This window comes from Mycolicibacter minnesotensis (assembly GCF_010731755.1).
GTDB lineage: Bacteria > Actinomycetota > Actinomycetes > Mycobacteriales > Mycobacteriaceae > Mycobacterium > Mycobacterium minnesotense.
In genome coordinates this window covers 3,111,309-3,135,559 of sequence record NZ_AP022589.1, presented here as the reverse complement: position 1 = coordinate 3,135,559, position 24,251 = coordinate 3,111,309, and the positions used below count along the sequence as shown (strand labels likewise).

The window sequence follows — 24,251 nt, the reverse complement described above, 5'->3', positions numbered from 1 at the left end:
CCTACTTGCCGTTGCGTTCTCGGTGCTTGCAACCGGGCCAACAGCAGGGGCGCCGCTTGCCTTCTTCGAGTTCCTCGCGGGTGCGGCGGATCCGGCGCTCACGGGTGGCCTGCTGCTTGGCGTCTTCGACCCAGCAGATGAATTCGTTGCGCGCCAAGGGTGTGATGTCCAGCCACGCAGATAATGCCGCGGCGCTGACAGTCAGTCCGTCACGCAGGTCGTCGGGAAGTTGATGCACCGCGCCGCCTGGCAATCGCTCGGTCATCGTTTCAGGCTAACGGCGGTCGGCGGGAAATTGGGTGGGGCAGCGGCGGTGGTGTCACTACCGTGCACAAGATGGACATCGATGCGCTGGCCTTCAGCCGCGACTGGGTGCGAGCGTGGAACAGCCACGACGTGGAGGCCGTGCTGGCGCATTTTCACGACGACGTGGTGTTCACCTCCCCGGTGGCAGCACAGATGTATCCCGAGACAGCAGGAGTGATCCGCGGCAAGTCCGAACTACGCCGGTACTGGTCGGGCGCTCTGCAACGCATCCCGGAACTTCTATTCGTGGTCGAAGACGTCTACCGGGGTATCGACACCCTCGTGATCAACTACCGCAACCAGAACGGTGGACTGGTCAACGAGGTGCTGCGATTCGCCGATGACGGCTTGGTCATCGAAGGGCATGGAACCTATCTGGTGGCCCGGCCCGCCGCCACGGCCTAAGCAATGAGCATGCGAATCTCAAAGCGGGCTAACGTGTGCACACCATGGCTGCCCCGTCCGTATCCAAGCTGCTCGCCGCGGCGGTAGCCGCGCTGGGTGGCCGCGAACGTGAGGGCCAGGTGCGCATGGCCGAGGCGGTGACGCGCTGTTTCGAGACCGGCGAGCACCTGGCCGTGCAGGCCGGTACTGGCACCGGCAAGTCGCTGGCGTACCTGGTCCCGGCGATAGCGCGGGCTTTGGCCGACGAGAGCCCGGTAGTGGTCTCCACGGCGACCATCGCCCTACAACGCCAGCTGGTGGATCGCGACCTGCCGCGGCTGGCCGGCGCCCTGGAAAAGGTACTGCCCCGACGGCCGACCTTCGCGCTGCTCAAGGGCCGGCGGAATTACCTGTGCCTGAACAAGATCCATACCGGAATCGCCGAGGAGTCCGACGACACGCCCCAGGCCGAACTGTTCGATCCGTTTGCGGCGAGCGCACTGGGCCGCGACGTGCAGCGACTCACCGCGTGGGCTGAGGAGACCGACTCCGGTGACCGCGATGACCTCAAACCTGGTGTACCGGAAAGATCCTGGTCCCAGGTCAGCGTCTCAGCCCGCGAGTGCGTGGGCGCCGTCCGCTGCCAATACGGCACGGACTGCTTTGCCGAGCGGGCCCGCGGCGTCGCCGCCGACGCCGACGTCGTCGTCACCAACCATGCACTGCTGGCCATCGATGCCATCTCCGACACCACCGTGCTACCCGAGCACCGCCTCCTGGTGGTGGACGAGGCACACGAACTTGCCGATCGGGTGACGTCGGTGGCTACCGCTGAGCTGAGTGCCGCCATGCTCAGCGTCGCAGTGCGCCGCGTCGCCCGGCTGGTCTCCCCCGAACTGGTCCAGCGCCTCGATGCCGCGACGCTGACGTTCGGTTCGGCGATCCACGACGGCACGCCAGGCCGGATGGACCACCTCGACGAGGAACTGGCCACCTACCTGGCCGCGCTGCGTGATGCCGCCGGTGCCGCACGCGCGGCCATCGACACCGCGCCCGCCGACCCCAAGGTCGCGGCCGCCCGCAAGGAGTCCGTCGCGGCACTGACCGAGATCTCCGACACCGCGGCCCGGATCCTGACCTCCTTCGAACCGGCCATCCCCGAGCGCTACGACGTGGTCTGGCTCAATCACGAGGAGAATCGGGGCTCGGTGCGGGCCGTGTTGAGAGTGGCCCCGTTGTCAGTGGCCGGCCTGTTACGCGAGCGACTGTTCGCGCGGGCCACCACGGTGTTGACCTCGGCGACGCTGACGGTCGGCGGTTCCTTCGACGCCATGGCCGGTGACTGGGGCCTGCGGCGGGGCGCCGACGCCCAGGCGGCCCGCTGGCGCGGCCTCGATGTCGGCTCGCCCTTCGAACACGCCAAGTCGGGAATCCTCTACATCGCCGCGCATCTGCCCCCGCCCGGGCGCGACGGCACCGGGACAGACCAGCAGCTCGATGAGATCACCGCGCTGATCACCGCGGCAGGCGGCCGTACCTTGGGCTTGTTCTCCTCGATGCGGGCGGCGAAGGCCGCAGCCGAGGCGATGCGCGAACGCCTCGACACCCCGGTGCTGTGCCAGGGCGACGACACCACCGGCACGCTGGTTCAGCAGTTCGCCGACGACGCCGAGACGTCGCTGTTCGGCACGCTGTCACTGTGGCAGGGCGTGGATGTGCCCGGACCATCACTGTCGCTGGTGCTCATCGACCGCATCCCCTTTCCGCGCCCCGACGATCCGCTGTTGACCGCACGGCAGCGCGCGATCACCGCCCACGGCGGCAACGGCTTCATGGCAGTGGCCGCCAACCACGCCGCTCTGCTGCTGGCCCAGGGCGCCGGGCGACTGCTGCGTGGGACCGAGGATCGCGGCGTGGTGGCGATACTCGACTCGCGGATGGCCACCGCCCGCTACGCCGGCTACCTGCGGGCGTCGCTGCCGCCGTTCTGGGGTACCACCGATGCGGGCAAGGTGCAGCTGGCGCTGCAGCGGCTGCGCGGTGGATGAGCGCACTATCCTGGTACCTCATGCGACCTGCCCGCCGACGGCGCCGTGCTTATACGGCGGCCCCAGCTTCGGCTCTCCTTCGTCGAGGCTCGCTGAACCACCGTGCCCATGCGGCGGCCCCAGCTTCGACTCTCCTTCGTCGAGGCTCGCTGAACCACCGAGTTCTCGTCACCGCCTGCATCCTGGTGCTGTTGCTCAGCGGTTGCGCCCGGATGTTGGACGGCTCGCCGGTGTCGGTCTTCGCCGACCCCTTCCGGGTGGGTGGTCTGCAGGCCGTCGACGGCCCGACCGGACTGCGCCCGGACGCCCCACCGCCGACGCGCGAGGTCGAGGGCACCGATGGCGGACGCATCGATCAACTCGCCGCACAGTCGGTCAGCGACCTTGAGGCGTTCTGGACCACCACCTACCCCAACACCTTCGACGGCGAATTCAGACCGGCGAAGTCACTGCTGTCGTGGGATCCCGGGCAGCTCCGCGGAAAGTTCTGCGACAACCGCACTTTCCTGCTGGTTAACGCCGCCTACTGCTACCTGGACAACACCATCGGTTGGGACCGCCGGCTGCTGCTGCCCGCGCTGCGCAGCGCCAACGGCGACATGGCCGTCACCATGGTGCTCGCCCACGAGTACGGCCATGCGATCGCCCGGACGGCCGGCATCACCAAACGACGCCAGACGCCCACCCTGGTAGCCGAACAACAGGCCGACTGCCTGGCCGGTGTCTACCTGCGCTGGGTGGCACAAGGTGACTCCCCGCGCTTCACGCTGAGCACCGGCGACGGGCTCAACGGCGTGCTGGCCGCGATGCTGGCCCTGCGTGATCCGCTGCTGGGTCCCGACGAGACCATCGGCGGCAACGAGCACGGCTCGGCCTTCGAGCGGATCTCGGCCTTCCAGTTCGGCTTCACCGACGGCGCCGACTCGTGTGCGGCCATCGATGCCCAGGAGATCGAGCAGCGACGCGGCGAGTTGCCCGTGCAGTTGCAGCAGAACGAGACGGGTGAGGTAGCGGTCAGCGAGGAGTCGGTGCAGCTTGTCATCGACGCGATGAACACCGCGTATGCGCCTACCGAGCCGCCGCAGCTGACCTTCGACGCCGCGACCGCTGCCACGTGCCCCGACGCCCGCCCCAGCCCGCCGGCTTCCTACTGCCCGGCCACCAACACCATCGCGGTGGACCTGCCGGCCCTGCAGACCATGGGCACGCCCAGCAAAGATCAGAAGCTGGCGACACTGTCCGGGGATAACACCGCCTATTCGGCTTTGGTCTCGCGGTACCTGCAGCGGGTTCAGATCGAACACGGCGGACTGGTGCTGGACAACGCCGCCGCGGCGCTGCGCACCGCCTGCCTGACCGGCGTGGCCACCACCCGACTGTCCCAGGGCGTCACCACCTCCAACGGTGGCAGGATCGCACTGACCGCGGGCGACCTCGACGAAGCGGTCGCTGGGCTGCTGACCAATGGGCTGGCCGCCGGCGACGTCAACGGCGAATCGGTACCGGCGGGCTTTTCCCGCATCGACGCCTACCGCACCGGCGTGCTCGGCGATCTCGACCGCTGCCTGGCCCGCTTCCCGTGATCCGGTCTTCCGCCGGCCCGCGAGCCTTTCAGAGTGCACTGAAGGTCGTAGGTTTCGCCAAGCGGCGACCCTGAACGCAATCTCACCGCAGGAAACCTCACGCGGCGCGCGGGTTCAGGCCAGCGTGACCAGCCCCAGTTCGGCGTCACCGGACAGCAACGGGTGGCTGGGCAGCACCCGAACGGTGTAGCCCACCGCACCGGCAACAGGTAGCCGGCTGGTCGTGGAGAAGACCTCGGTGCCGTCGGAATCGGTGTGGGCATGCGTCATGGCCACCGTCACCGGATCCAGCAGGGTGTCGCCGGAATCCACCCGGCCCAGCACCGCCTGCACCACCACTTCGTCGGGCCGCAGCCCAGCCAGGCGCACCGCGGCGGTCAGCGTCAGCTCCGACCCCAGCCACGGCGCGTCGGGCAGACCCGTGCTGTCGACATCGGTGATCTGGATGTGTGGCCAGGCCGCTTCGGCTCGGCGCCGGTAGTCGGCGAGCTGCCGTGCCGCGCCGTAAGGAACGCCGTCGACGGGCTCACAGGTGCGCCGCGACGACTGGGCGGCCGGGGCATAGCACTGCTGCACATAGTCGTGCACCATCCGCGAGGCCAGCACCTTGGGGCCCAGCGTCTGCAAGGTGTGGTGCACCATCTCGATCCAGCGCGGTGGCACACCCTGCTCGTCACGCTCGTAGAACTTCGGGACCACCGAGGCCGCCAGCAGGTCATAGAGCGCCGCGGCTTCCAGGTCGTCGCGGCGATTGTCGTCGGCGACCCCATCTGCGGTCGGAATCGCCCAGCCGTTCTCCCCGTCGAACCACTCGTCCCACCAGCCGTCGCGAATCGACAGGTTCAGCCCGCCGTTAAGTGCGCTCTTCATTCCCGAGGTTCCGCAGGCCTCCAGCGGGCGTAGCGGATTGTTCAGCCAGACATCGCATCCGGCGTAGAGGCGCCGCGCCATCGACATGTCGTAGTCGGGCAGGAAAGCGATGCGGTGCCGCACCTCGGGGCGGTCGGCGAACCGCACCACCTGCTGGATCAGCGCCTTACCGTCATCGTCGGCCGGATGAGACTTACCGGCCACGATCAACTGCACGGGCCGCCGCTCATCGAGCAGCAGCTGCTCGAGCCGCTCGGGGTCGCGCAACATCAGCGTCAGCCGCTTGTATGTCGGTACGCGGCGGGCGAAGCCGATCGTCAACACATCGGGGTCGAACGCGGTAGCGATCCAGCCCAGCTCGGCTTCCGAAGAGCCCCGCTCCAGGCCGGACTGCAGCAGTCGCAGCCGGACCTCGTCGACGAGCAGCGAGCGCAGCTGCGACCGAATGGACCACAGCGTCACCGAGTCCACCTGCTCCAGCCGTTGCCACGTGGCCGGTTCGCTGAACGAGTCGGGCGGGGCCACACCGCGGATCAACTGCAGCCATGGCGGCGCCGCCCAGCTGGGCGCGTGAACACCGTTGGTGATCGACCCGATCGGTACCTCGTCGGCGTCGAATCCCGGCCACAGATCGTCGAACATGCCTCGGCTGACCCGGCCGTGCAGCCGCGAGACACCATTGGCACGCTGCGCAAGTCGCAGACCCATGTGCGCCATGTTGAACGTGCCGGGGTCCTGTTCGACCCCCAGTTCCATAATGCGTTCCAGGGGCACCCCGGCGGCCAGCGCGTCATCGCCGTCGTCGAAGTAGCGGCGCACCATGTCCGCCGGGAACCGGTCGATCCCGGCCGGGACCGGAGTGTGGGTGGTGAACACCGTCGCCGAACGCACCACCGTCAGCGCGGTGTCGAAGTCCAGGCCCTGTTCGGCGATCAGCTCACGGATGCGTTCGACGCCGAGGAACCCCGCGTGGCCCTCGTTCATGTGAAACACCTCGGGTGCCGGTACGCCCTGCAATCGGGTGAACTCGCGGATGGCCCGCACCCCGCCGATTCCGGCCAGGATCTCCTGACGGATCCGGTGTTCCTGGTCGCCACCGTAGAGCCGATCGGTGATGCCCCGCAGTTGGTGCGGGTTCTCGCCGATGTCGGAATCCAGCAGCAACAACGGAACTCGGCCGACCTGCGCGACCCAGATGCGGGCCCGTAGCTGGCCGGCTCCGGGCAACGCCACCTCGATCAGGACCGGCTTGCCGTCAGTCTCGACCAACAGCCGCAACGGCAGACCCTGCGGGTCAAGCGCCGGATAGGTCTCCCGCTGCCAACCGTCGCCGGTCAGTGCCTGGCGGAAATAGCCGGATCGGTAGTGCAGCCCGACCGCGATCAACGGGACACCCAGGTCCGATGCGGACTTCAGATGATCCCCGGCCAGGATCCCCAACCCACCCGAGTAGTTGGGCAGCGCTTCGGCGACGCCGAATTCCATGGAGAAGTAGGCGATCGCGGCCGGGAGTGCGGCACCGGCGTCCTGCTGGGCCTGGTACCACCGCGGCTCCGTCAGGTACTCGGTCAGGTCAGCGTCTAACGCATCGAGCCGGGCGGTGAACGCCTCATCGGCGGCCAGCGCTTCGAGCCGATCGGGGCTGACCGCGCCCAACAGTGCCACCGGATCGCGGCCGCAGCTGTGCCACAGCTCGGGGTCGATCGCGGCGAACAGCTCTTGGGTGGGCTGCTCCCAGGACCAGCGCAAGTTCATCGACAGCTGCTCAAGCGCAAGCAGCCTCTCGGGGAGGTGGGCGCGAACGGTGAACCGGCGGAGGGCCTTCACGCTTGACCACACTACCGGCGACGCGGATCTGGAACTGTCGCCTAGATCTGACAATTGGGTTGCGAACATGTTGCGTGATGCCGGGCCCCTGGTCGACGGCTACCGTGGGCGGAGTAGTCCGAAGGCGAATGACGACGAACGGAGCGCGGTGGCTGGCCGAGTCGAGGTCGACGATGTCGAACCGGTCATCTCCTGCGGCCGTTACCCGGCCAAGGCCGTGGTCGGTGAGATCGTCCCGGTCAAGGCCACGGTGTGGCGCGAAGGCCACGAGGCGGTTGCCGCCACGCTGGTGGTGCGCTACGTCGGGCGCCGCTACCCGCTGCCCGGCGATCCTCCGGCGGTGCCCTCAGCCGGTTCGGCGTTGCATCTGCCCATGCAGACCGGATTCGACGCCTATGTCTTTCATGGCGCCTTTACCCCCGACACCGTCGGGTTGTGGACCTTTCGGGTCGAAGGTTGGGGTGACCCCCTGCAGAGCTGGCGGCACGCAGTGACCGCGAAGCTGGATGCGGGCCAAGGTTCGACAGAGCTGTCCAATGACTTGTTGATCGGCGCCGGGTTGTTCGACCGCGCCGCGGCCGGGGTGCCCTCGGCACAGCGCAAACCCGTGCGGGCGGCGGCGGCGGCACTGCGGGCTTCGGGAGATGCGGTCTCGCGGGCTGCGCAGGCGCTCTCGGCAGAGCTCGAGGAGCTGCTGGCCCGCTACCCCTTGCGGGAGCTGGTCACCTCCGGCGTCGAACACCAGGTCTGGGTCGATCGGCCGCTGGCGCGCAGCGGTGCCTGGTACGAGATGTTTCCGCGCTCGACCGGCGGCTGGGACCCCGACGGCCGTCCGGTGCACGGTACCTTCGCCACCGCGGCCAAAGCTTTGCCCCGGATCGCGCAGATGGGTTTCGACGTGGTGTACCTGCCACCGGTGCATCCGATCGGCAGGATTCATCGCAAGGGCCGCAACAACTCCGCGACCGCCGAGCCCGGCGATGTCGGGTCGCCGTGGGCCATCGGGAGCGCCGAGGGTGGACACGACGCAATACATCCGGAACTGGGCGACATCGGCGACTTCGACGGCTTCGTCGCCGCAGCGCGCCGCCTCGACCTGGAGGTTGCGCTGGACCTGGCACTGCAGTGCGCACCCGACCATCCCTGGGCGTCGCAGCATCGGGAATGGTTCACCGAACTGCCTGACGGCACCATCGCCTACGCGGAGAACCCGCCGAAGAAGTACCAGGACATCTACCCGCTGAACTTCGACAACGACCCGGCAGGCCTGTATGGGGAAGTGTTGCGGGTGGTCCGATTCTGGATCGATCACGGAGTCAAGATCTTTCGGGTCGACAACCCACACACCAAACCGCCGGACTTCTGGCTCTGGCTGATCGCCGCCGTGAAGAACATCGACGCCGACGTGTTGTTTCTCTCCGAGGCGTTCACTCCCCCGGCCCGCCAATACGGCCTGGCCAAGCTGGGATTCACCCAGTCTTATTCGTACTTCACTTGGCGGACCACGAAATCGGAGATCACCGAGTTCGGATGCCAGATCGCCGAGCTAGCCGACTACCGCCGCCCGAATCTGTTCGTCAACACCCCCGACATCCTGCACGCCAGCCTGCAGTACGGCGGCCCCGGGATGTTCGCCATCCGCGCAGTGCTGGCCGCGACACTGGGCCCCACCTGGGGCGTCTACTCGGGGTTCGAGTTGTTCGAGGACCGCGCCCTACATGAGGGCAGTGAGGAGTACCTCGACTCGGAGAAGTACGAACTGCGTCCCCGTGACTTTGTCGGTGCGCTCGCCGAAGGCCGATCGCTGGAGCCGTTCATTGCACGGCTCAACGAGATCCGCCGCCTGCATCCGGCCTTCGACCAGCTGCGCACCGTGCATTTCCATCATGTCGACAATGACGCACTGTTGGCCTACAGCAAGTTCGACCCGGCCTCCGGTGACACCGTTTTGGTGGTCGTGACGCTGAACCCGTTCGGCGCCGAGCAGGCGATGCTGCGCCTGGACATGTGGGCGCTGGGCATGCCGGACTACCAACGATTCTGGGTGCGTGATCAGGTCAGCGGCGAAGACTACAACTGGGGTCAGGACAACTACGTGCGCCTGGACCCGGCGCACGCGGTCGCCCACATCGTCACCATGCCGCCGATCAGTGCCGCCGCCCGCTCCGAAATGCTGCGTCGATCATGAACACGCTGACCAGACACCTGGCGCCAGCTCCCCCGGAGCTGGCCCGGTTACTCGCCGGTGAACACCACGATCCGCACTCCATCCTGGGCGCCCACGAATACGGGGCGACCACCGTCATCCGGACATGGCGCCCGCGCGCCCGCCGCGTGGTGGCGCTCGTCGGCGACGAGCGTTTTGTCCTGCGCGAACTGGGTTCCGGCCTGTTCTCAGCCAGTCTGCCGTTCACCGATCTCATCGATTACCGCCTCGAGGTGCACTACCCGGAAACGGCCGACTTCGCCGAGCCCACCGGTGTGCACACCGTCGCCGACGGCTATCGGTTTGCACCGACTCTGGGCGAACTGGACCTGTATCTGTTCGCCGAAGGGCGCCACGAACGGCTTTGGGAGGTGATGGGGGCGCACCACCGCACGTTCACAACGCCCGACGGCGTGGTGTCCGGCGTGTCTTTCGCGGTGTGGGCGCCCAACGCCACCGGAGTCAGCCTGATCGGAGATTTCAATGGCTGGGCCGGGGACGACGCCCCGCTGCGGTCGTTGGGTTCGTCCGGCGTCTGGGAGCTGTTCTGGCCCGACTTCCCCACCGCCGGCCTCTACAAGTTTCGGGTGCACGGCGCCGACGGTGCCGTCAGTGAGCGCGCCGACCCGTTCGCCTACGCCACCGAGGTGCCGCCGCGCACCGCATCGGTGGTGACGGCCAGCGACTACACCTGGAACGACTCCGCCTGGATGGCGCAACGCGCCCGACGTGCTCCGGCCAACGAGCCGATGAGCACCTACGAGGTGCACCTGGGCTCATGGCGGCCAGGGCTGAGCTACCGCCAGCTCGCGATTGATCTGACCGAATACGTTGTGCAGCAGGGCTTCACCCATGTCGAGCTGTTGCCGGTCGCAGAGCATCCGTTCGGCGGCTCGTGGGGATACCAGGTGACCTCCTACTACGCCCCGACAGCCCGCTTCGGCAGTCCTGATGACTTCCGCGCGCTCGTGGATGCGCTGCACGCCGCCGGCATCGGCGTCATCGTGGACTGGGTTCCGGCACACTTCCCCAAGGACGAGTGGGCTCTCGGCCGATTCGACGGAACACCGCTGTATGAGCACTCCGACCCGAGACGTGGCGAGCAACTCGACTGGGGCACCTATGTTTTCGACTTCGGCCGCCCAGAGGTCCGTAACTTCCTGGTCGCCAATGCGCTGTATTGGCTCACCGAGTTCCATGTGGACGGGCTGCGGGTGGATGCCGTGGCATCGATGCTCTACCTGGACTATTCGCGGCCCCACGGCGGGTGGACACCGAATATTCACGGTGGGCGCGAGAATCTGGAGGCGGTGCAGTTCCTGCAGGAACTGAATGCGACCACCCATCGGGTGGCGCCGGGCAGCGTCACCATCGCCGAGGAGTCCACCTCGTGGCCGGGAGTCACCCGCGACACCGGTCTTGGCGGACTGGGCTTTTCGATGAAATGGAACATGGGCTGGATGCACGACACCCTGGCCTACCTCGGTCATGATCCGGTGCACCGCAGCTACCACCACCACAACATGACCTTCTCCATGTTGTACGCGTTCAGCGAGCATTTCGTGCTGCCGATCAGCCACGACGAGGTCGTACACGGCAAAGGCACACTGTGGACCCGGATGCCCGGAGACGACCACCACAAGGCAGCCGGCCTGCGGACACTGCTGGCCTACCAATGGGCGCATCCCGGCAAGCAGTTGCTGTTCATGGGCCAGGAGTTCGGCCAGCGGGCCGAGTGGTGCAACGAGCGCGGCGTCGACTGGTTCCAGCTCGACCCCGGGCGCGAGCCCGAAGGTTATTCACCCGGGATCCTGCGCCTGGTCTCCGACCTCAATGCCCACTATCGGGCTCTGCCGGCTCTGTGGAGTCAGGACGCCGACCCACGCGGCTACTCCTGGATCGATGCCAACGACTCTGCCAGCAACGTGCTGAGTTTTCTGCGCTACGGCGCCGACGGTTCGGTACTGGCATGCGTGTTCAACTTCGCCGGCCTGACCCACGCCGACTATCACCTGGGACTGCCTCAGGCGGGCCGCTGGCGTGAGGTGCTCAACACCGATGCTGCCGGCTATCGCGGATCGGGCCAAGGCAACCTCGGTGGTGTCGAGGCAACAGACGCACCCTGGCACGGTCGCCCGGCCTCGGCGGTGCTGGTCCTGCCGGCCCTGTCCGCGGTATGGCTGGCGCCCGAGTAGCGCGGCCCCTCAGCGATCAGTAGAGCGCGTTGGCCAGGTTGCGCCGACCCGCAACCACCTCCGGGTCCGCGGGGTCGAACAGCTCAAACAGCTCAACCAGCCGGGTCCGCACGGCGGCACGCTCGTCGCCGGCGGTCCGGCGCACCAGGGCAATCAGCCTGTCAAAGGCGGCCGTGACGTCCTGGTTGAGGATCTGTACGTCAGCGGCGGCGAATGCGGCTTCGGCGTCATCCGGGTTCGCATCAGCCCGCGCCGGTGCGTCGGGGTCCCGGCCGGTGGCCCGTTCCAGGAAGGTGAGCTGGCGCAGCGCACCCTTGGCTTCGACGTGGTTGGGGTCAGTCTCCAGCAACGCCTGATAAGCCGCGCGCGCCGCCGGAAAATCACCGGCGTCGAGGTGCTCACGGGCCTGCGCCAGAACCGGGTCCACCGGCTCCGGCTGCTCAGCGTCCCCACCGGCCAATTTGCCTGCGGTGGCCGCTATCAGCGAGTCCACCCAGCGGCGGAGCTGATCGGGCGGCTGCACACCTTGGAAGCTGGTGAGGGGCTGCCCGGCGGCAAGCGCCACCACGGTCGGTACGGCGTCCACACCGAATACCTGGGCCACCCGCGGGGCGACATCGACGTTCACGGTGGCCAGCGACCACCTGGCCGCGCCATCGGCGTTGTCGGCCTGGGCCAGCGCGGCCAGGGCGTCGGCCAGCGAGATACAGGCCTCGCTGCGTGGCGACCACAGCAGGACCACCACCGGCACCTGGTTGGACCGGACCAATACCTCGTCTTCGAAGTTGGCCTCGGTGATCTCGGTGGCGCCGGGCGGGGCCGCGGCACTACCGGCGGCACCGCCGGACTGCGCCGGCTGCTTGAGGCCGGACAAATCCACTGCGCCGGCCAACGCCGGGCCGATCGGGGGTCGAGGACGCGTCACGCCGTCAAGTCTGTCACGCCGCGCCCGCGGCGACGCCGACGGCCGTTTCCCGCCCCGCACCCGCAACTATGACCAAGATCACATCTTGTGATCGCGGCAGGCCGGCCCGCATCGCCAGCAACCTACGCAACCGTAGGGCGGCTGTTAGCCCGCGCGCAGGATCAGCGCGTCGCCCTGGCCCCCGGCACCGCACAGCGCGGCCACCGCGTAGCCCGAACCGCGCCGCTTGAGCTCAAGTGCCGCATGCAGGGTGATCCGCGCCCCAGACATCCCGATCGGGTGCCCGACGGCGATCGCACCGCCGTGCACGTTGACCAGCTCGGGGTTCAGGCCCAACTCTCTGGTCGAGGCCAGCGACACCGCGGCGAACGCCTCGTTGATCTCCACCACGTCGAGTTGGTCGACCGAGATCCCCTCGCGCTCGATCGCCTTCTTGATGGCGTTGGCCGGCTGCGACTGCAGAGTCGAATCCGGTCCGGCCACCACGCCGTGGGCCCCGATCTCGCACAACCAGTCCAGACCCAGCTCCTGCGCCTTGGCCTTGCTCATCACCACCACTGCCGCGGCGCCGTCGGAGATCTGCGACGACGAGCCGGCGGTGATGGTGCCGTCCTTACGGAAAGCCGGCTTGAGGCCGCCCAGCGACTCCGCGGTGGTGTTGGCCCGGATGCCCTCGTCCTCGGCGAACTCCAGCGGATCCCCCTTGCGCTGCGGGATCTTCACCGGCACCACTTCGCCGGCGAACACGCCGTCCTTCCACGCCGCGGCCGCCCTACGGTGCGATTCGGCCGCGAACTCGTCCTGCTCGGCCCGGGTGAACTTGTCCTCGTCGTTGCGCTGCTCGGTGAGTGCGCCCATCGGCTGGTCGGTGAACACGTCGTGCAGGCCGTCGTAGGCGAGGTGGTCGCGCACCGTGACGTCGCCGTATTTGTAGCCCTCACGGCTCTTGATCAGGAGGTGCGGCGCCTGAGTCATGGACTCCTGGCCACCGGCCACCACCACGTCGAATTCACCGGCGCGAATCAGCTGATCGGCCATCGCGATGGCGTTGATGCCAGACAGGCACATCTTGTTGATGGTCAGTGTCGGCACGTCCCAGCCGATGCCGGCGCCCACCGCCGCCTGGCGAGCCGGCATCTGGCCCGCGCCCGCGGTCAGCACCTGGCCCATGATCACGTACTGCACCAGCGACGCCGGTACCTGAGCCTTCTCCAGCGCCCCGGCGATCGCCACAGCCCCCAGGTCACTGCCGGAGAAATCCTTCAGCGAACCCATCAATCGACCGATCGGGGTCCGAGCCCCAGCAACGATCACCGATGTCGTCATGACTACCTCCAGGGCGGGTATGAGGGGCCGATCTTTCCGGTCGGCGCAACGCGATGTTTGCGCTCAGGTTACCGTTAGTCCTATGACGACCGAATCCGTCGCTGACTCCCTTGAGACACGCCCCGCCCTGGCTTCCGCCTTGGTCACGGCCGTCGATCATGTCGGTATCGCGGTCCCAGACCTGGAAGTGGCCAAAAAGTGGTACCACGACCAGCTCGGAATGATCGTGCTGCACGAAGAGGTCAACGAGGAGCAGGGCATCGTGGAAGCGATGCTGGCGGTACGCGGCGCCCCGGTCGGCAGCGCCCAGATTCAGCTGATGGCTCCGATCAACGAGTCGTCGACGATCGCCAAGTTCCTGGACAAGCGCGGTCCCGGCCTGCAGCAGCTCGCCTACCGCACCAGCGACATCGACACGCTCTCCGAGCGCCTGCGTGAGCAGGGCGTCCGGCTGCTCTACGAAGCGCCGCGGCGGGGTACGTCGAACTCGCGGATCAACTTCATTCACCCCAAGGACGCCGGCGGCGTGCTGGTCGAGTTGGTCGAACCGGCCGCGAACGCCGAAGCGCACTGAGCCACTAGGACCACTTCGTGGTCGGGGCTACTTAGGACCATTTCCGTGTGGGACTCCGGTTATTCCGGTTAGCCCAACACGGCGTGTGCCAGTGCCGCCGGTCATCACCGGCATCGTCACCGTGCCCATGCCGCGGTCCCGGCTTCGCCTCTCCTGCGTCAAACCTGGCTGAACCGCCGAAGCCAGCCAGCCACACCACCACATGGGCTATTCCGCAACGGATCTCGTGATCGCAACCCGGGCATCGATAGACCTTGCGGGCCCGCGAGCCCGCTATCGGCACGACGATGTAGTCGTAGCCGTCAGGGCCGGCCTCCACGCGTTGGTGCAGCGGCAACGGCCCTGACGGCTGTTGCCGGCGCGGGGAACTGCGACGACGAGCCATGCCGACCAGCCTAGTGAGTCGGCATCAGGCCAGTTTGGACAGTGCGGCCGCCGCGTCGTAGCCGGAGAACCCGTCCAGGGAGCCGTCGCGGAGGCGATTCACCCAGTTCGGGTCGGCCAGCAGCGCACGCCCGATCGCGATGACATCGAATTCGCCGGCCTCGAACTGCTCCACAACGCGGTCGATGGGAGCGGGCGCAATCACCTGACCCCGCTTCTCACTACGGAACTGCGTCTCCAGTCCCACCGATCCCACTGCGATGACCGGCTTTCCGGTGACTTTCTTGGTCCACCCGGCGAGGCTCAAATCACGGTCATGGTCGGGGAATCCGGGAACGTAGTGTCTGCGCGTGGACGGATGCAGCGCATCCACCCCTGCCTCGACCAACGGAGTCAGCAGTTCCTGGAGCTGCGATGGGTCGTCGGCGATGGATGCCGCATAGTCCACGCCTTTCCATTGCGAGAAGCGGAAGATGATCGGGTAGTCCGGGCCGACCGCTGCACGGACCGCGGCAACCACTTCGGCAGGAAATCGGGTGCGGGCCGCCAACGATCCGCCGTAACCGTCGGTACGCAAATTGGTGCGCTCCCACAAGAACTCGTCCAACAGGTAGCCGTGGGCTCCATGGATCTCGACGGCATCGAAACCGATATCACGGGCGGTGGCGGCACTGTCGGCGTACTGCTGGGCGATCTCCGCCAGTTCGTCGGCATGCAGCGCGCGCCCACGCGGCTCACCGTGGCCGTCCACGCCCGACGGGCCGACGGGTTGGACCCCGTCGTCGTCGCGGCGCTCAACCCCCTGATGCCACAGCTGCGCGGCGATCGTGGCTCCCTCGGCATGGACGCCGTCGACCACGCGCGTCCACCCGGTGAGCACCTCATCACCGGCGATCGTCGGCACGCTGGCCGGAAATCCCGCGGCCGGGTCGGGCAACCGGATGCCCTCGGTGATGATCAACCCGACACCGCCTGCCGCACGCCGTCGGTAGTACTGCGCCACGTCATCGCCGGGAACGCCGTTCGGCGATGACTGACGGGTCATCGGCGCCATGGCGAACCGATTGGGCACGGTCAGCGAGCGCACGGTCAGGGGCTGGAACAGGTCCTGGAATCGGGGATTGACTGCCACGAGTGCGTCCAACGCCGCCCCGTCTGCTTCTATTCCGGGGCGGGCAGATCAGAACAGCCGGAACTCGTCGCTGTCCATGCCACGCATCGCGTCATAATCCAGTGTCAGGCAACGAATACCGCGGTCGGTGGCCAGTGTGCGGGCCTGTGGCTTGATCTGCTGAGCGGCGAATACCCCGCTGACCGGCGCCAGCAGGCTGTCGCGGTTGAGCAGTTCTAGGTATCGGGTGAGCTGCTCTACGCCATCGATCTCGCCGCGCCGTTTGATCTCCACTGCGACCGCTCGGCCTTGCTCGTCGCGACATAACAGGTCGACCGGTCCGATCGCGGTCATGTACTCGCGACGCACCAGCGTGTAGCCCTCGCCCAGCAGCTCGACGTGCTCGGCAAGCAACACCTGTAGTTGGGCCTCGACGCCGTCTTTCACCAGACCGGGGTCAATGCCGAGTTCGTGACTGGAGTCGTGCTCGATCTCCTCGATGGTGATTCGCAGCTGGTCGCCGGTCTTCTTGTTCGCCACCACCCACACCGGCAATTCGCCGCCGGTCTCCTCGGTGAGACGGCATGGCGGGCTCATCCAGTTCAGCGGCTTGTAGGCACGGTCATCGGCGTGCACGCTGACCGAACCGTCGGCCTTCAACAGCAGCAGTCGCCGGGCAGAGGGCAGGTGCGCGGTGAGCCTGCCGACATAGTCAACGGTGCACTGGGCGATCACGAGTCGCATCCGATCCACCTTAAGGGCAGCGCCGAGCAATTATTCTTACGCCACGATGAAGCCGCCGAAGACAACCGCACAACGCCTGGGCCGAGCATTGGAGATGCTCACCCGTCAGAGCGGTCGGCTGCCCGAGACACCCGAATACGGCTCCTGGCTGCTGGGTCAGGTGTCAGAAAGCCAGTACCTACGGCGGATTCGCATCCAGTTCATCCTGACCGTCGTCATGGTGGGCACAAACCTGCTGGGCGTCGCCGTGGACGTGCTGCTGGTGACGGTGGCGTTCCCGGTCCCCAATGTGTTCGACGACGCGCCGGCATGGCTCACGTTCGGGCTGGTGCCGGCCTACGTGGTGACCGCGTTGATCGGCGGGACGTACGTGATCACCCGGCGCACCATCAAAAAACTGCGTTGGGCCATCAAGGAACAGCCGCCGACGCGGGAGGATGAACGCAACGCCTTCCTGACCCCATGGCGGATCGCCCAGGTGGTACTGGCCCTATGGGGTGTGGCGACGGTGGTGTTCACCGTGCTCTACGGGATGTACGACAAGATCTTCATCCCGATCATCGGGTTCACCATGAGCGTCTGCGGCATCCTGGTGGCCACCGCCTGCTACCTCTTCACCGAATTCGCGTTGCGACCGGTGGCCGCCCAGGCGCTCGCCGCCGGCCCACCGCCGCGGCGAATCCTGTCCGGGATCATGGGCCGGACCATGCTGGTCTGGTTTCTCACCTCGGGTGTGCCGATCATGGGTATTGCCCTGGCGGCACTGTTCGCGGTGGTGCTCAAGAACCTGACGTTGACCCAGTTCGGTGTCGCCGTGCTGATCGCGTCGGTGACAACCCTGATCTTCGGTTTCTTACTGATGTTGATCCTGTCCTGGCTCACCGCAACCCCGGTACGGGTGGTGCGCGCTGCTCTGAAGCGCATCGAGCAGGGCAATCTGCAAGGCGACCTGGTGGTCTTCGACGGAACCGAACTCGGCGAGCTGCAGAGCGGTTTCAACGCGATGGTGCACGGCCTACGAGAGCGCGAGCGGGTGCGCGATCTGTTCGGCCGCCATGTGGGGCGCGAGGTGGCGGCCGCCGCGGAACGTGACCAGATCCAGCTTGGCGGCGAGGAGCGCCACGTCGCCGTGGTTTTCGTCGACATCGTCGGCTCGACACAGATCGTCACCGCCAAACCCGCGACCGAAGTCGTCAATCTCTTGAATCGGTTCTTTGCGGTGGTCGTCGATGAGGTCGACCGCCACCAGGGCCTGATCAACAAGTTCGAGGGGGACGCCACGTTGGCGATCTTCGGTGCCCCCAACCACCTCGACCAGCCCGAGGAAGAGGCCCTGGCGGCAGCGCGGGGCATCCTCTATCGCCTGGCCGACGAAGTGCCCGAGATCCGGGCGGGTATCGGCGTGGCCGCCGGACAGGTGGTCGCCGGAAACGTCGGCGCCAAGGAGCGGTTCGAATACACCGTGATCGGGGAACCGGTCAACGAGGCCGCCCGGCTGTGCGAATTGGCCAAAACCCAACCCGTACAGCTGCTGACCACCGCAAAGACCATGTACGCGGCCAGCATCAGCGAACAGGCCCACTGGGTCGTGGGTGACTCGATTGTGTTGCGCGGCTACGAGCAGCCCACCGTGCTCGCCAGCCCGCTGTAGTCCCGGCTACTCCGCCCAGGTCTCGGTGGAGCCCAACGCGTCCTCGACGGTGGCGAAAACCAGCCCGGCATAGGCAGATGAGTCGGGCGTCACCGATCCGTCGGGATCGACCAGGAGTCCCTGCTTGTCCAGTGCCCGTAGCTCCTCCGACAAGCCCGCGAGCAGGCCCCGCGCCGGCTCACTGATGGTGTGCAACCGGGAGACATCGAGAATCGCGGTGTCGTATTCACCGCAGTCGCGGGTCGCGGTGCGGGCCACCTGTTCGGCCCCCGCGAAGAGCAGATCGCCATGCACCTCATAGACCCTTACACCCGGCCGCGGCATGTACACCCCGCGAATAGCCGCATGAGCCTCACTGCTGACCGTCAGGAAGTGCAGCCCCAGTTGCTGGGAAAGACTGCGACACACCAGCATCCCGCGCACACTGTTGCCCTTGGCGTCGATCCGCGGCGAATAGACGCCGATGCCGAGCTGGCCGGGCAGCACCGCCACGATCCCGCCGGCCACACCGCTTTTGGCCGGCAGCCCGACTGCACTGACCCACGCGCCCGCCGCGTCATACATGCCGCAGGTGACCATGACCGACAAGGTGCGCCGCACCACCGCGGCATCGGTCACCTGTCGCCCGGTCAACGGGTTGAGTCCGCCGCGGGCTAGGGTGGCCCCCATCCGGGCCAGGTCGACACTGGTGACCTTCAGTGAGCACTGGCGGATGTAGAGATCCAGAGCATCGTCGGGGTCAGCACCCAGTGCCCCGAAACTGTCCAGCAGATAGGCAATCCCGCGGTTGCGGCTGCCGCTGGCCCGCTCCGAGTCGTAGACGGCTTCGTCGAAGTCCAGGGTGCGCCCGGCGCAGGCGCTGAAGAACTCCCGAACGAGGTCGAACCTGTCCTCGACGGTCTTGCCCGGTATCAGCGAGCACGCCACGATCGCGCCGGCGTTGATCATCGGGTTCTTCGGCACATTGGTGACCTGATCGACGCTGATTTTGTTGAAGCCCTCCCCGGAGGGCTCCACCCCGATTCGGGCGTCGACGTCGGCGTGGCCGAGCTGATCGAGCGCCAGCGCATAGGTGAACGGCTTGGATATCGACTGCATCGTGAACGGCACCTCGGCATCGCCGCATTGGTAGACATAGCCATCCGACGACGACAGCGCGAGGCCGTACTTCGTCGGGTCTACCTGGGCGAGCTCGGGGATATAACTGGCCAGGGCCCCATGGTTGGCTCCAGCGTGCTCAGCCAGGATCCCGTCCAAGTACTGCTGCACCAGCGCCGCCACGCACCGATGCTAGCCCCCACCGCTCAGTACGGCCCCGCACTGCGTTGTCGTTTTCCCGCTAGTGTTGCCACCCGCGTCGTGTCATCGTGGAAGGCGTGCACGACGACTTCGACCGCCGCTACCGCGCCGTGCAGTCCAAGGACGGCCGGTTCGACGGCTGGTTCATCACCGCCGTACGTACGACGCGAATCTATTGCCGGCCCAGCTGCCCGGCGCGCACCCCGCTGCGGCCGAATGTGGAGTTCTATCCCACCGCCGCCGCGGCCCAGCGTGCCGGCTTCCGCGCCTGTAAGCGGTGTCGGCCGGACGCCGCGGCGGGTTCGCCGGAATGGAACGTCCGCGGCGATGTGGTGGGGCGAGCAATGCGCCTGATCGCCGACGGCACCGTCGAACGCGACGGCGTGGTCGGGCTCGCCGATCGCCTCGGCTATTCCGCCCGCCAAGTGCAGCGTCTGCTGCAGGCCGAGGTCGGTGCGGGTCCGCTGGCGCTGGCCCGCGCGCAGCGTGCCCAGGCCGCACGCGTCCTGATCGAGACCACAGATCTGCCGTTGAGCGATGTCGCCTTCGCTGCCGGCTTCGCCAGCATTCGGCAGTTCAACGACACCATCCGAACGGTGTGCGCGACCACTCCCACCGCTTTGCGAGGCACTGCCGTGGGGCGATCACGAGCAGGCTCAGGCCACGACGTCCGTGGGCCGGGTGTGATCTCGCTGCGCCTACCGGTTCGGACCCCGTTCGCGTTCGAGGGCGTGTTCGGTCATCTGGCGGCATGCGCAGTGTCCGGCTGTGAGGAGATCCGTGACGGCGCTTACCGGCGCACCCTGCGCCTGCCCCACGGCAATGGGGTGGCCAGCCTGTGGCCCGCCCCCGATCACGTCCGCTGCCGGCTGGTCCTCGACGACTTTCGCGACCTCACAGCGGCGATCACCCGTTGCCGAAGACTGCTGGATCTCGACGCCGACCCGCAAGCCGTCGTCGAGGCCCTCACCGGCGACCCCGAACTGGCCCCGTTGGTGGCCAAGGCACCGGGACAACGCATTCCACGGACCGTGGACGAGGAAGAGCTCGCGATACGCGCGGTGCTCGGTCAGCAGGTATCAACCAAAGCCGCGGGCACCCACGCCCACCGGTTGGTGCTTGCGCACGGTCAGCGGATCGACGATCCCGACGGCGGCCTCACCCACGTCTTTCCCCCGGCGGAGCGCCTCGCCGATCTCGATCCAGAGCAGCTTGCCCTTCCCCGGGCTCGCCGGCGGACCCTCCTCGCGCTGGTCGAGCGCTTGGCCGAAGGCACCCTCGAACTGAGCGCAGGATGCGACTGGGAACGCGCCCGCCACGACCTGATGGCCGTGCCCGGGATAGGAGCATGGACCGCCGAGGTGGTCGCCATGCGCGGCCTCGGCGACCCCGACGCCTTTCCCGTCACCGATCTGGGGCTTCACGTGGCCGCCCGCCACCATGGACTGCCGCACAGTCCGCGGGCCTTGGTCCAACGCAGCGCACGCTGGAGACCGTGGCGTTCCTATGCCACCCAACATCTCTGGACCAGCCTCGACCACGCCGTCAACCGCTGGCCCCCGGTATCGAAGGAGATCGCATGACCTCTTATCGCACGATCGACAGTCCGATCGGCCCGCTCACGCTGGCCGGTGACGACGGCAGGCTCAGCCATCTGCTCATGCTCGACCATGCGCACGCTCCCAGCCGAAGCAGCTGGGAGCGGGACGACACCGTGTTTCCCGATGTGGTGGAGCAGCTGTCGGCCTACTTCGCGGGCCAGCTCACCGAATTCGATGTGGACTACGCGCTGGTGGGCACCGACTTCCAGCGCCGGGTGTGGACCGCCCTGCTGACCATTCCCTATGGCCAGACACGGTCCTATGGGGAGCTGGCCGGCCAGATCGGATCGCCCGCCGCGTCGCGTGCAGTCGGTCTGGCCAACGGCCGCAACCCGATCTCGATCATCGTGCCGTGCCACCGCGTCATCGGCAGCAACGGAAGCCTGACCGGCTACGGAGGCGGCATTGACCGCAAGAAGTCGCTGCTTGAACTCGAACGCCGGCGTACCCACGCCACCTTGTTCTGACCGAGGACTGTCAGCCCAACAGGTCTACCGGATCGGGCATCGGGTACGGAGTGGTATCGGTGAACGCCGCCAAGAAGTTGGCCAGTCCCGTGAGCGCTTCGCCCAACGGCGGATTCGGGGAGTCGAGGTACCCCGCGAGGTAGCCCGTGTTGATGATCCCAGCCAACGACGGGTGATCCTCGAGCGAGTAGATCATGTAGGTGTCGGGGTCGAACCAGCTGCTGATCGAGTTGCTGATCCCGTCGAAAACGCCCCTGCCGAGCGCAGTGAAAAGCTCGCCCAGGTCAATATCGGTGGGGAAAAGCCCCGAAGCCGCGGGCCCATCGACGTCCCCCGGCGGCCAGCCGTTCTCGATGCTGCCGTACCCCAGGTTCACCAGGATCCGAGTGACGGGCTCCAACAATTCGTAGAGTGGCTGGCCCAGGATCGGGATCAACTGCAACGGAGCCAGGAGCGGCAAGATCTCCGAAGGGATCATGTAGAAGGTGGTCAGCGAGTCGGGGTCCGAGACCGGCAGCTCGATCGCCGAGGCGATCTGTTCGGGCGTCACGCTCGGAAGTACCGAGTGACCGTAGATGAAGCCCAGCGTGGAATTGAGATCGGACAAGGGGTTGAAGTACGTCGGCCGGAAGGCGACCGGGTCGTATTCATGGTTGTAGACGTCGGTGTGGTACAGGTCGGTCGGGACAGAGCTGGTGACCGTCGAACCGATCAGCACAAAACGCACCAGGTCATTGGAGACATCATTCTCGGCGAGCCAGTGCATCAATCCCACGGAGATGCCGGCGCTCTGCGAGTAGCCGAACACCACGACCGGATTGTCGGCGTCTACTTCCCCGCTGTTGAGCTCAGTGGCCACCGCGTTCTTCAGCAGCTGCAGGCCTACGTCACGTGACGTGTCGCTGACATTCTCCGGCGTGAACAGCGAGACCGTCTCACCTCCGAATCCGTGGGGCTGCAGGTACAGCTCGTTGATCGCGTCCAGATACGCCGGAGGGGGCTGAGGAATACCGGTCCCGCCCATGACCAACGCAATCCCGTCCCCCAAGGACGTTCCGTTGCCGGTCAGTGCAACCGCGGGAGCCTGGGGGCTCGCCGCCGACGCCAACGGCGGTCCGGCGATGACACTCGCGGCCGCGACACTGGCCACCAGCGGTAGGCAAGAGTAAACCCGCACGCCAGACCCCCTAGAAATTTACTGAGTCAGACCTGAACGGTACTGCGCAGTAAATACCCGTGCAATAGCAGCGGCGGATTCACCGGGCACGGTGCACGGCAACCGACCACCGGGCGCCCCATACCTACGCCGGCATCGGGTATTCGGTGGTGTCGGTGAAACCCTGGAAGAACTCGACCAGACCCGTCAGGGCTTCACTCAACGTCGGGGTCGGCGAGTCGATGGCGCCCACGATGTAGCCCTCCTGAATGATCGCCGCAAGCGAGGGGTGCTCGATCAGGGGAATGATCTGGTAGTTGTCCGGGTCCAGCAAGGTGTCGATCGCGTTGGTGATTCCCGACTGCACGCCGTTGCCCAGCGCGGAGAGCAGCTCGCCGAGGTCGACGTTGGGGAACAGCCCGGAACCGCCCGGTGCATCGACGGCGCCTGGCGGCCAGCCGTTCTCGATATTGCCGTAGCCGAGGTTCACCATGATCCGCGTGACGGGTTCCAGCAACTCGTACAGGGGCTGCCCCAGAATCGGGATGAGCTGCAGCGGCGCCAATACCGGAAGAAACTCCGAGGGAATCATGTAGAAGCTGGCCAGCGAATCAGGGTCCGAGGTCGGCAGTTCAATCGCCGAGGCCACCTGCTCGGGAGTCGCGCTCAACAACACCGAATGCCCGTAGAGGAATCCGAGCGCGGCGTTGACATACGACAACGGGTTGAAGTAGGTCGGCTGGAAGGCAACCGGATCGTATTCATAGTTGTAGACGTCGGTGTGGTAGAGGTCGGTGGGAACGCCGCTGGTTCCCGGGGAGCCGATCAGTACGAACCGGACCAAGTCGTCGGATACACCTTCGTCGGCGAGGCGCTCCATCAGGCGGACGGAGATCGAGGCGCTCTGCGAGTAGCCGAAGACCACCACCGGATTGTCGGCGTCCACTTCGCCGCCGTTGATCTGGCCCATGACCGCGTTGTAGAGGATCTGGCCGCCGACCGCTTGGGAGGTCGAACTGACGTTCTCCGGGGTCCACAACGAGAACAGCTCGCCGCCGAATCCGTGGGGTTGCAGGTAAAGCTCGTCAACCGCGTCGAGGAACCGCTCCGACGGTTGCGGCATCCCGGTCCCGCCCATGATGTAGGCGATACCGTCACCGAGCGACGTGCCGTTGCCGGTGAGCGTGAAGGCTGACGTGTGCACGGAGGAGGCCGACGATGTGGCGGGTGCGCCCGCGACGAGGCCGGCAGCTGCAACACTCGCGACGAGTGGCAGGCAAAGTTGTGGGTGCACGCGAATCCTCCTGTTAAGCAGCTTAACTGCGGCTTAACGCTATAGTTCCGCCTCGTATCCCGCAACAGCAAACACCCGATCCCTCTCGCCGGCAAGCTCTGCGAACCCCAGGTAGCCCACAAAATGGAAACGCCCCCCGACATAGTCGGGGGGCGTTTCACTAAATTGTGTTCGGCGGTGTCCTACTTTTCCACCCGATAGGGCAGTATCATCGGCGCTGACAGGCTTAGCTTCCGGGTTCGGGATGGGACCGGGCGTTTCCCTGTCGCTATTTCCGCCGTAACTCTATTTTTTTGTTGG

General features: G+C 66.7%; 19 protein-coding genes and 1 rRNA gene. 9 read left to right on the top strand and 11 right to left on the bottom strand.

The window, feature by feature from the left end; all coding sequences use genetic code 11:
• Position 1: 1 nt before the first annotated feature.
• Complete coding sequence (locus G6N09_RS14530) at positions 2-265, bottom strand: YdeI/OmpD-associated family protein (protein WP_083027611.1); 264 nt, start codon at positions 263-265, stop codon at positions 2-4.
• Positions 266-336: 71 nt separating this feature from the next.
• Here G6N09_RS14530 and G6N09_RS14525 point away from each other — a divergent pair, with 71 nt between their 5' ends.
• The 3 genes from G6N09_RS14525 to G6N09_RS14515 all read left to right on the top strand — a co-directional run bounded on the left by G6N09_RS14525 (position 337) and on the right by G6N09_RS14515 (position 4,321).
• Entirely contained in the window at positions 337-711 is a 375-nt protein-coding gene (locus tag G6N09_RS14525) for a nuclear transport factor 2 family protein (RefSeq protein ID WP_083027626.1), read from the top strand.
• Between the two features lie 44 nt (positions 712-755).
• Positions 756-2,738: an ATP-dependent DNA helicase gene (locus tag G6N09_RS14520; protein WP_083027627.1), complete on the top strand. Its 1,983-nt coding sequence runs from the start codon at positions 756-758 to the stop codon at positions 2,736-2,738.
• A 212-nt stretch (positions 2,739-2,950) separates the two neighbouring features.
• The gene (locus G6N09_RS14515) at positions 2,951-4,321 is read left to right on the top strand and encodes a neutral zinc metallopeptidase (RefSeq protein WP_272937509.1); all 1,371 of its coding nucleotides are present in this window, start codon (positions 2,951-2,953) and stop codon (positions 4,319-4,321) included.
• Between the two features lie 114 nt (positions 4,322-4,435).
• On the opposite strand, the gene glgP is transcribed toward G6N09_RS14515, so the two are convergent.
• Complete coding sequence (glgP, locus tag G6N09_RS14510; RefSeq protein ID WP_083027612.1) at positions 4,436-7,018, bottom strand: alpha-glucan family phosphorylase; 2,583 nt, start codon at positions 7,016-7,018, stop codon at positions 4,436-4,438.
• 148 nt (positions 7,019-7,166) lie between these two features.
• On the opposite strand from glgP, the gene G6N09_RS14505 reads away from it, so the two are divergent.
• Both G6N09_RS14505 and glgB read left to right on the top strand, forming a co-directional pair.
• A complete protein-coding gene (locus G6N09_RS14505) occupies positions 7,167-9,206 on the top strand; it encodes an alpha-1,4-glucan--maltose-1-phosphate maltosyltransferase (protein ID WP_207563601.1) in 2,040 nt (679 codons plus the stop codon).
• A complete protein-coding gene (glgB, locus tag G6N09_RS14500; RefSeq protein ID WP_083027614.1) occupies positions 9,203-11,419 on the top strand; it encodes a 1,4-alpha-glucan branching protein GlgB in 2,217 nt (738 codons plus the stop codon). Before G6N09_RS14505 ends, glgB begins: the two co-directional genes overlap by 4 nt.
• 16 nt (positions 11,420-11,435) lie before the next feature.
• Here glgB and G6N09_RS14495 read toward each other — a convergent pair whose 3' ends face one another.
• A complete protein-coding gene (locus G6N09_RS14495; RefSeq protein WP_083027615.1) occupies positions 11,436-12,344 on the bottom strand; it encodes a tetratricopeptide repeat protein in 909 nt (302 codons plus the stop codon).
• A 144-nt stretch (positions 12,345-12,488) separates the two neighbouring features.
• Positions 12,489-13,670 (bottom strand): acetyl-CoA C-acetyltransferase, encoded by a 1,182-nt coding sequence (locus G6N09_RS14490; RefSeq protein ID WP_083027616.1) that lies wholly within the window; start codon positions 13,668-13,670, stop codon positions 12,489-12,491.
• A gap of 82 nt (positions 13,671-13,752) precedes the next feature.
• Between G6N09_RS14490 and mce the strand changes: the two genes are divergently transcribed.
• Positions 13,753-14,244 (top strand): methylmalonyl-CoA epimerase, encoded by a 492-nt coding sequence (gene mce / locus G6N09_RS14485; RefSeq protein ID WP_083027617.1) that lies wholly within the window; start codon positions 13,753-13,755, stop codon positions 14,242-14,244.
• A gap of 31 nt (positions 14,245-14,275) precedes the next feature.
• Here mce and G6N09_RS20120 read toward each other — a convergent pair whose 3' ends face one another.
• The 3 genes from G6N09_RS20120 to nucS form a co-directional block, all read right to left on the bottom strand.
• Positions 14,276-14,629, bottom strand: coding sequence for an Rv1322 family protein (locus G6N09_RS20120; RefSeq protein ID WP_083027618.1), 354 nt, complete (start codon positions 14,627-14,629; stop codon positions 14,276-14,278).
• 24 nt (positions 14,630-14,653) lie between these two features.
• Entirely contained in the window at positions 14,654-15,682 is a 1,029-nt protein-coding gene (locus G6N09_RS14480) for an oxidoreductase (RefSeq protein WP_234807104.1), read from the bottom strand.
• Positions 15,683-15,808: 126 nt separating this feature from the next.
• Positions 15,809-16,483, bottom strand: coding sequence for an endonuclease NucS (nucS, locus tag G6N09_RS14475; protein ID WP_083027619.1), 675 nt, complete (start codon positions 16,481-16,483; stop codon positions 15,809-15,811).
• 46 nt (positions 16,484-16,529) lie between these two features.
• Here nucS and G6N09_RS14470 point away from each other — a divergent pair, with 46 nt between their 5' ends.
• Complete coding sequence (locus tag G6N09_RS14470; RefSeq protein WP_083027620.1) at positions 16,530-18,134, top strand: adenylate/guanylate cyclase domain-containing protein; 1,605 nt, start codon at positions 16,530-16,532, stop codon at positions 18,132-18,134.
• A gap of 6 nt (positions 18,135-18,140) precedes the next feature.
• Here the strand turns inward: G6N09_RS14470 and glsA are convergent, their stop codons facing one another.
• Positions 18,141-19,415: a glutaminase A gene (glsA, locus tag G6N09_RS14465; RefSeq protein WP_083027621.1), complete on the bottom strand. Its 1,275-nt coding sequence runs from the start codon at positions 19,413-19,415 to the stop codon at positions 18,141-18,143.
• A gap of 95 nt (positions 19,416-19,510) precedes the next feature.
• Between glsA and G6N09_RS14460 the strand changes: the two genes are divergently transcribed.
• Together G6N09_RS14460 and G6N09_RS14455 are read left to right on the top strand one after the other, a co-directional pair.
• Entirely contained in the window at positions 19,511-21,016 is a 1,506-nt protein-coding gene (locus G6N09_RS14460) for a DNA-3-methyladenine glycosylase 2 (protein WP_083027630.1), read from the top strand.
• Positions 21,013-21,501 carry a methylated-DNA--[protein]-cysteine S-methyltransferase gene (locus tag G6N09_RS14455; RefSeq protein ID WP_083027622.1) on the top strand — a complete coding sequence of 163 codons (489 nt, stop codon included), beginning with the start codon at positions 21,013-21,015 and terminating at the stop codon, positions 21,499-21,501. The genes G6N09_RS14460 and G6N09_RS14455 overlap by 4 nt, the downstream gene beginning before the upstream one ends.
• A 10-nt stretch (positions 21,502-21,511) precedes the next feature.
• On the opposite strand, the gene G6N09_RS14450 is transcribed toward G6N09_RS14455, so the two are convergent.
• The 3 genes from G6N09_RS14450 to rrf form a co-directional block, all read right to left on the bottom strand.
• Positions 21,512-22,678, bottom strand: a complete 1,167-nt coding sequence (locus tag G6N09_RS14450) for a PE-PPE domain-containing protein (RefSeq protein ID WP_234807101.1) — start codon at positions 22,676-22,678, stop codon at positions 21,512-21,514.
• Positions 22,679-22,802: 124 nt separating this feature from the next.
• Positions 22,803-23,861, bottom strand: a complete 1,059-nt coding sequence (locus G6N09_RS14445; RefSeq protein WP_234807102.1) for a PE-PPE domain-containing protein — start codon at positions 23,859-23,861, stop codon at positions 22,803-22,805.
• 259 nt (positions 23,862-24,120) lie between these two features.
• Positions 24,121-24,233 (bottom strand): 5S ribosomal RNA (gene rrf / locus G6N09_RS14440).
• Between the last annotated feature and the right edge of the window lie 18 nt (positions 24,234-24,251).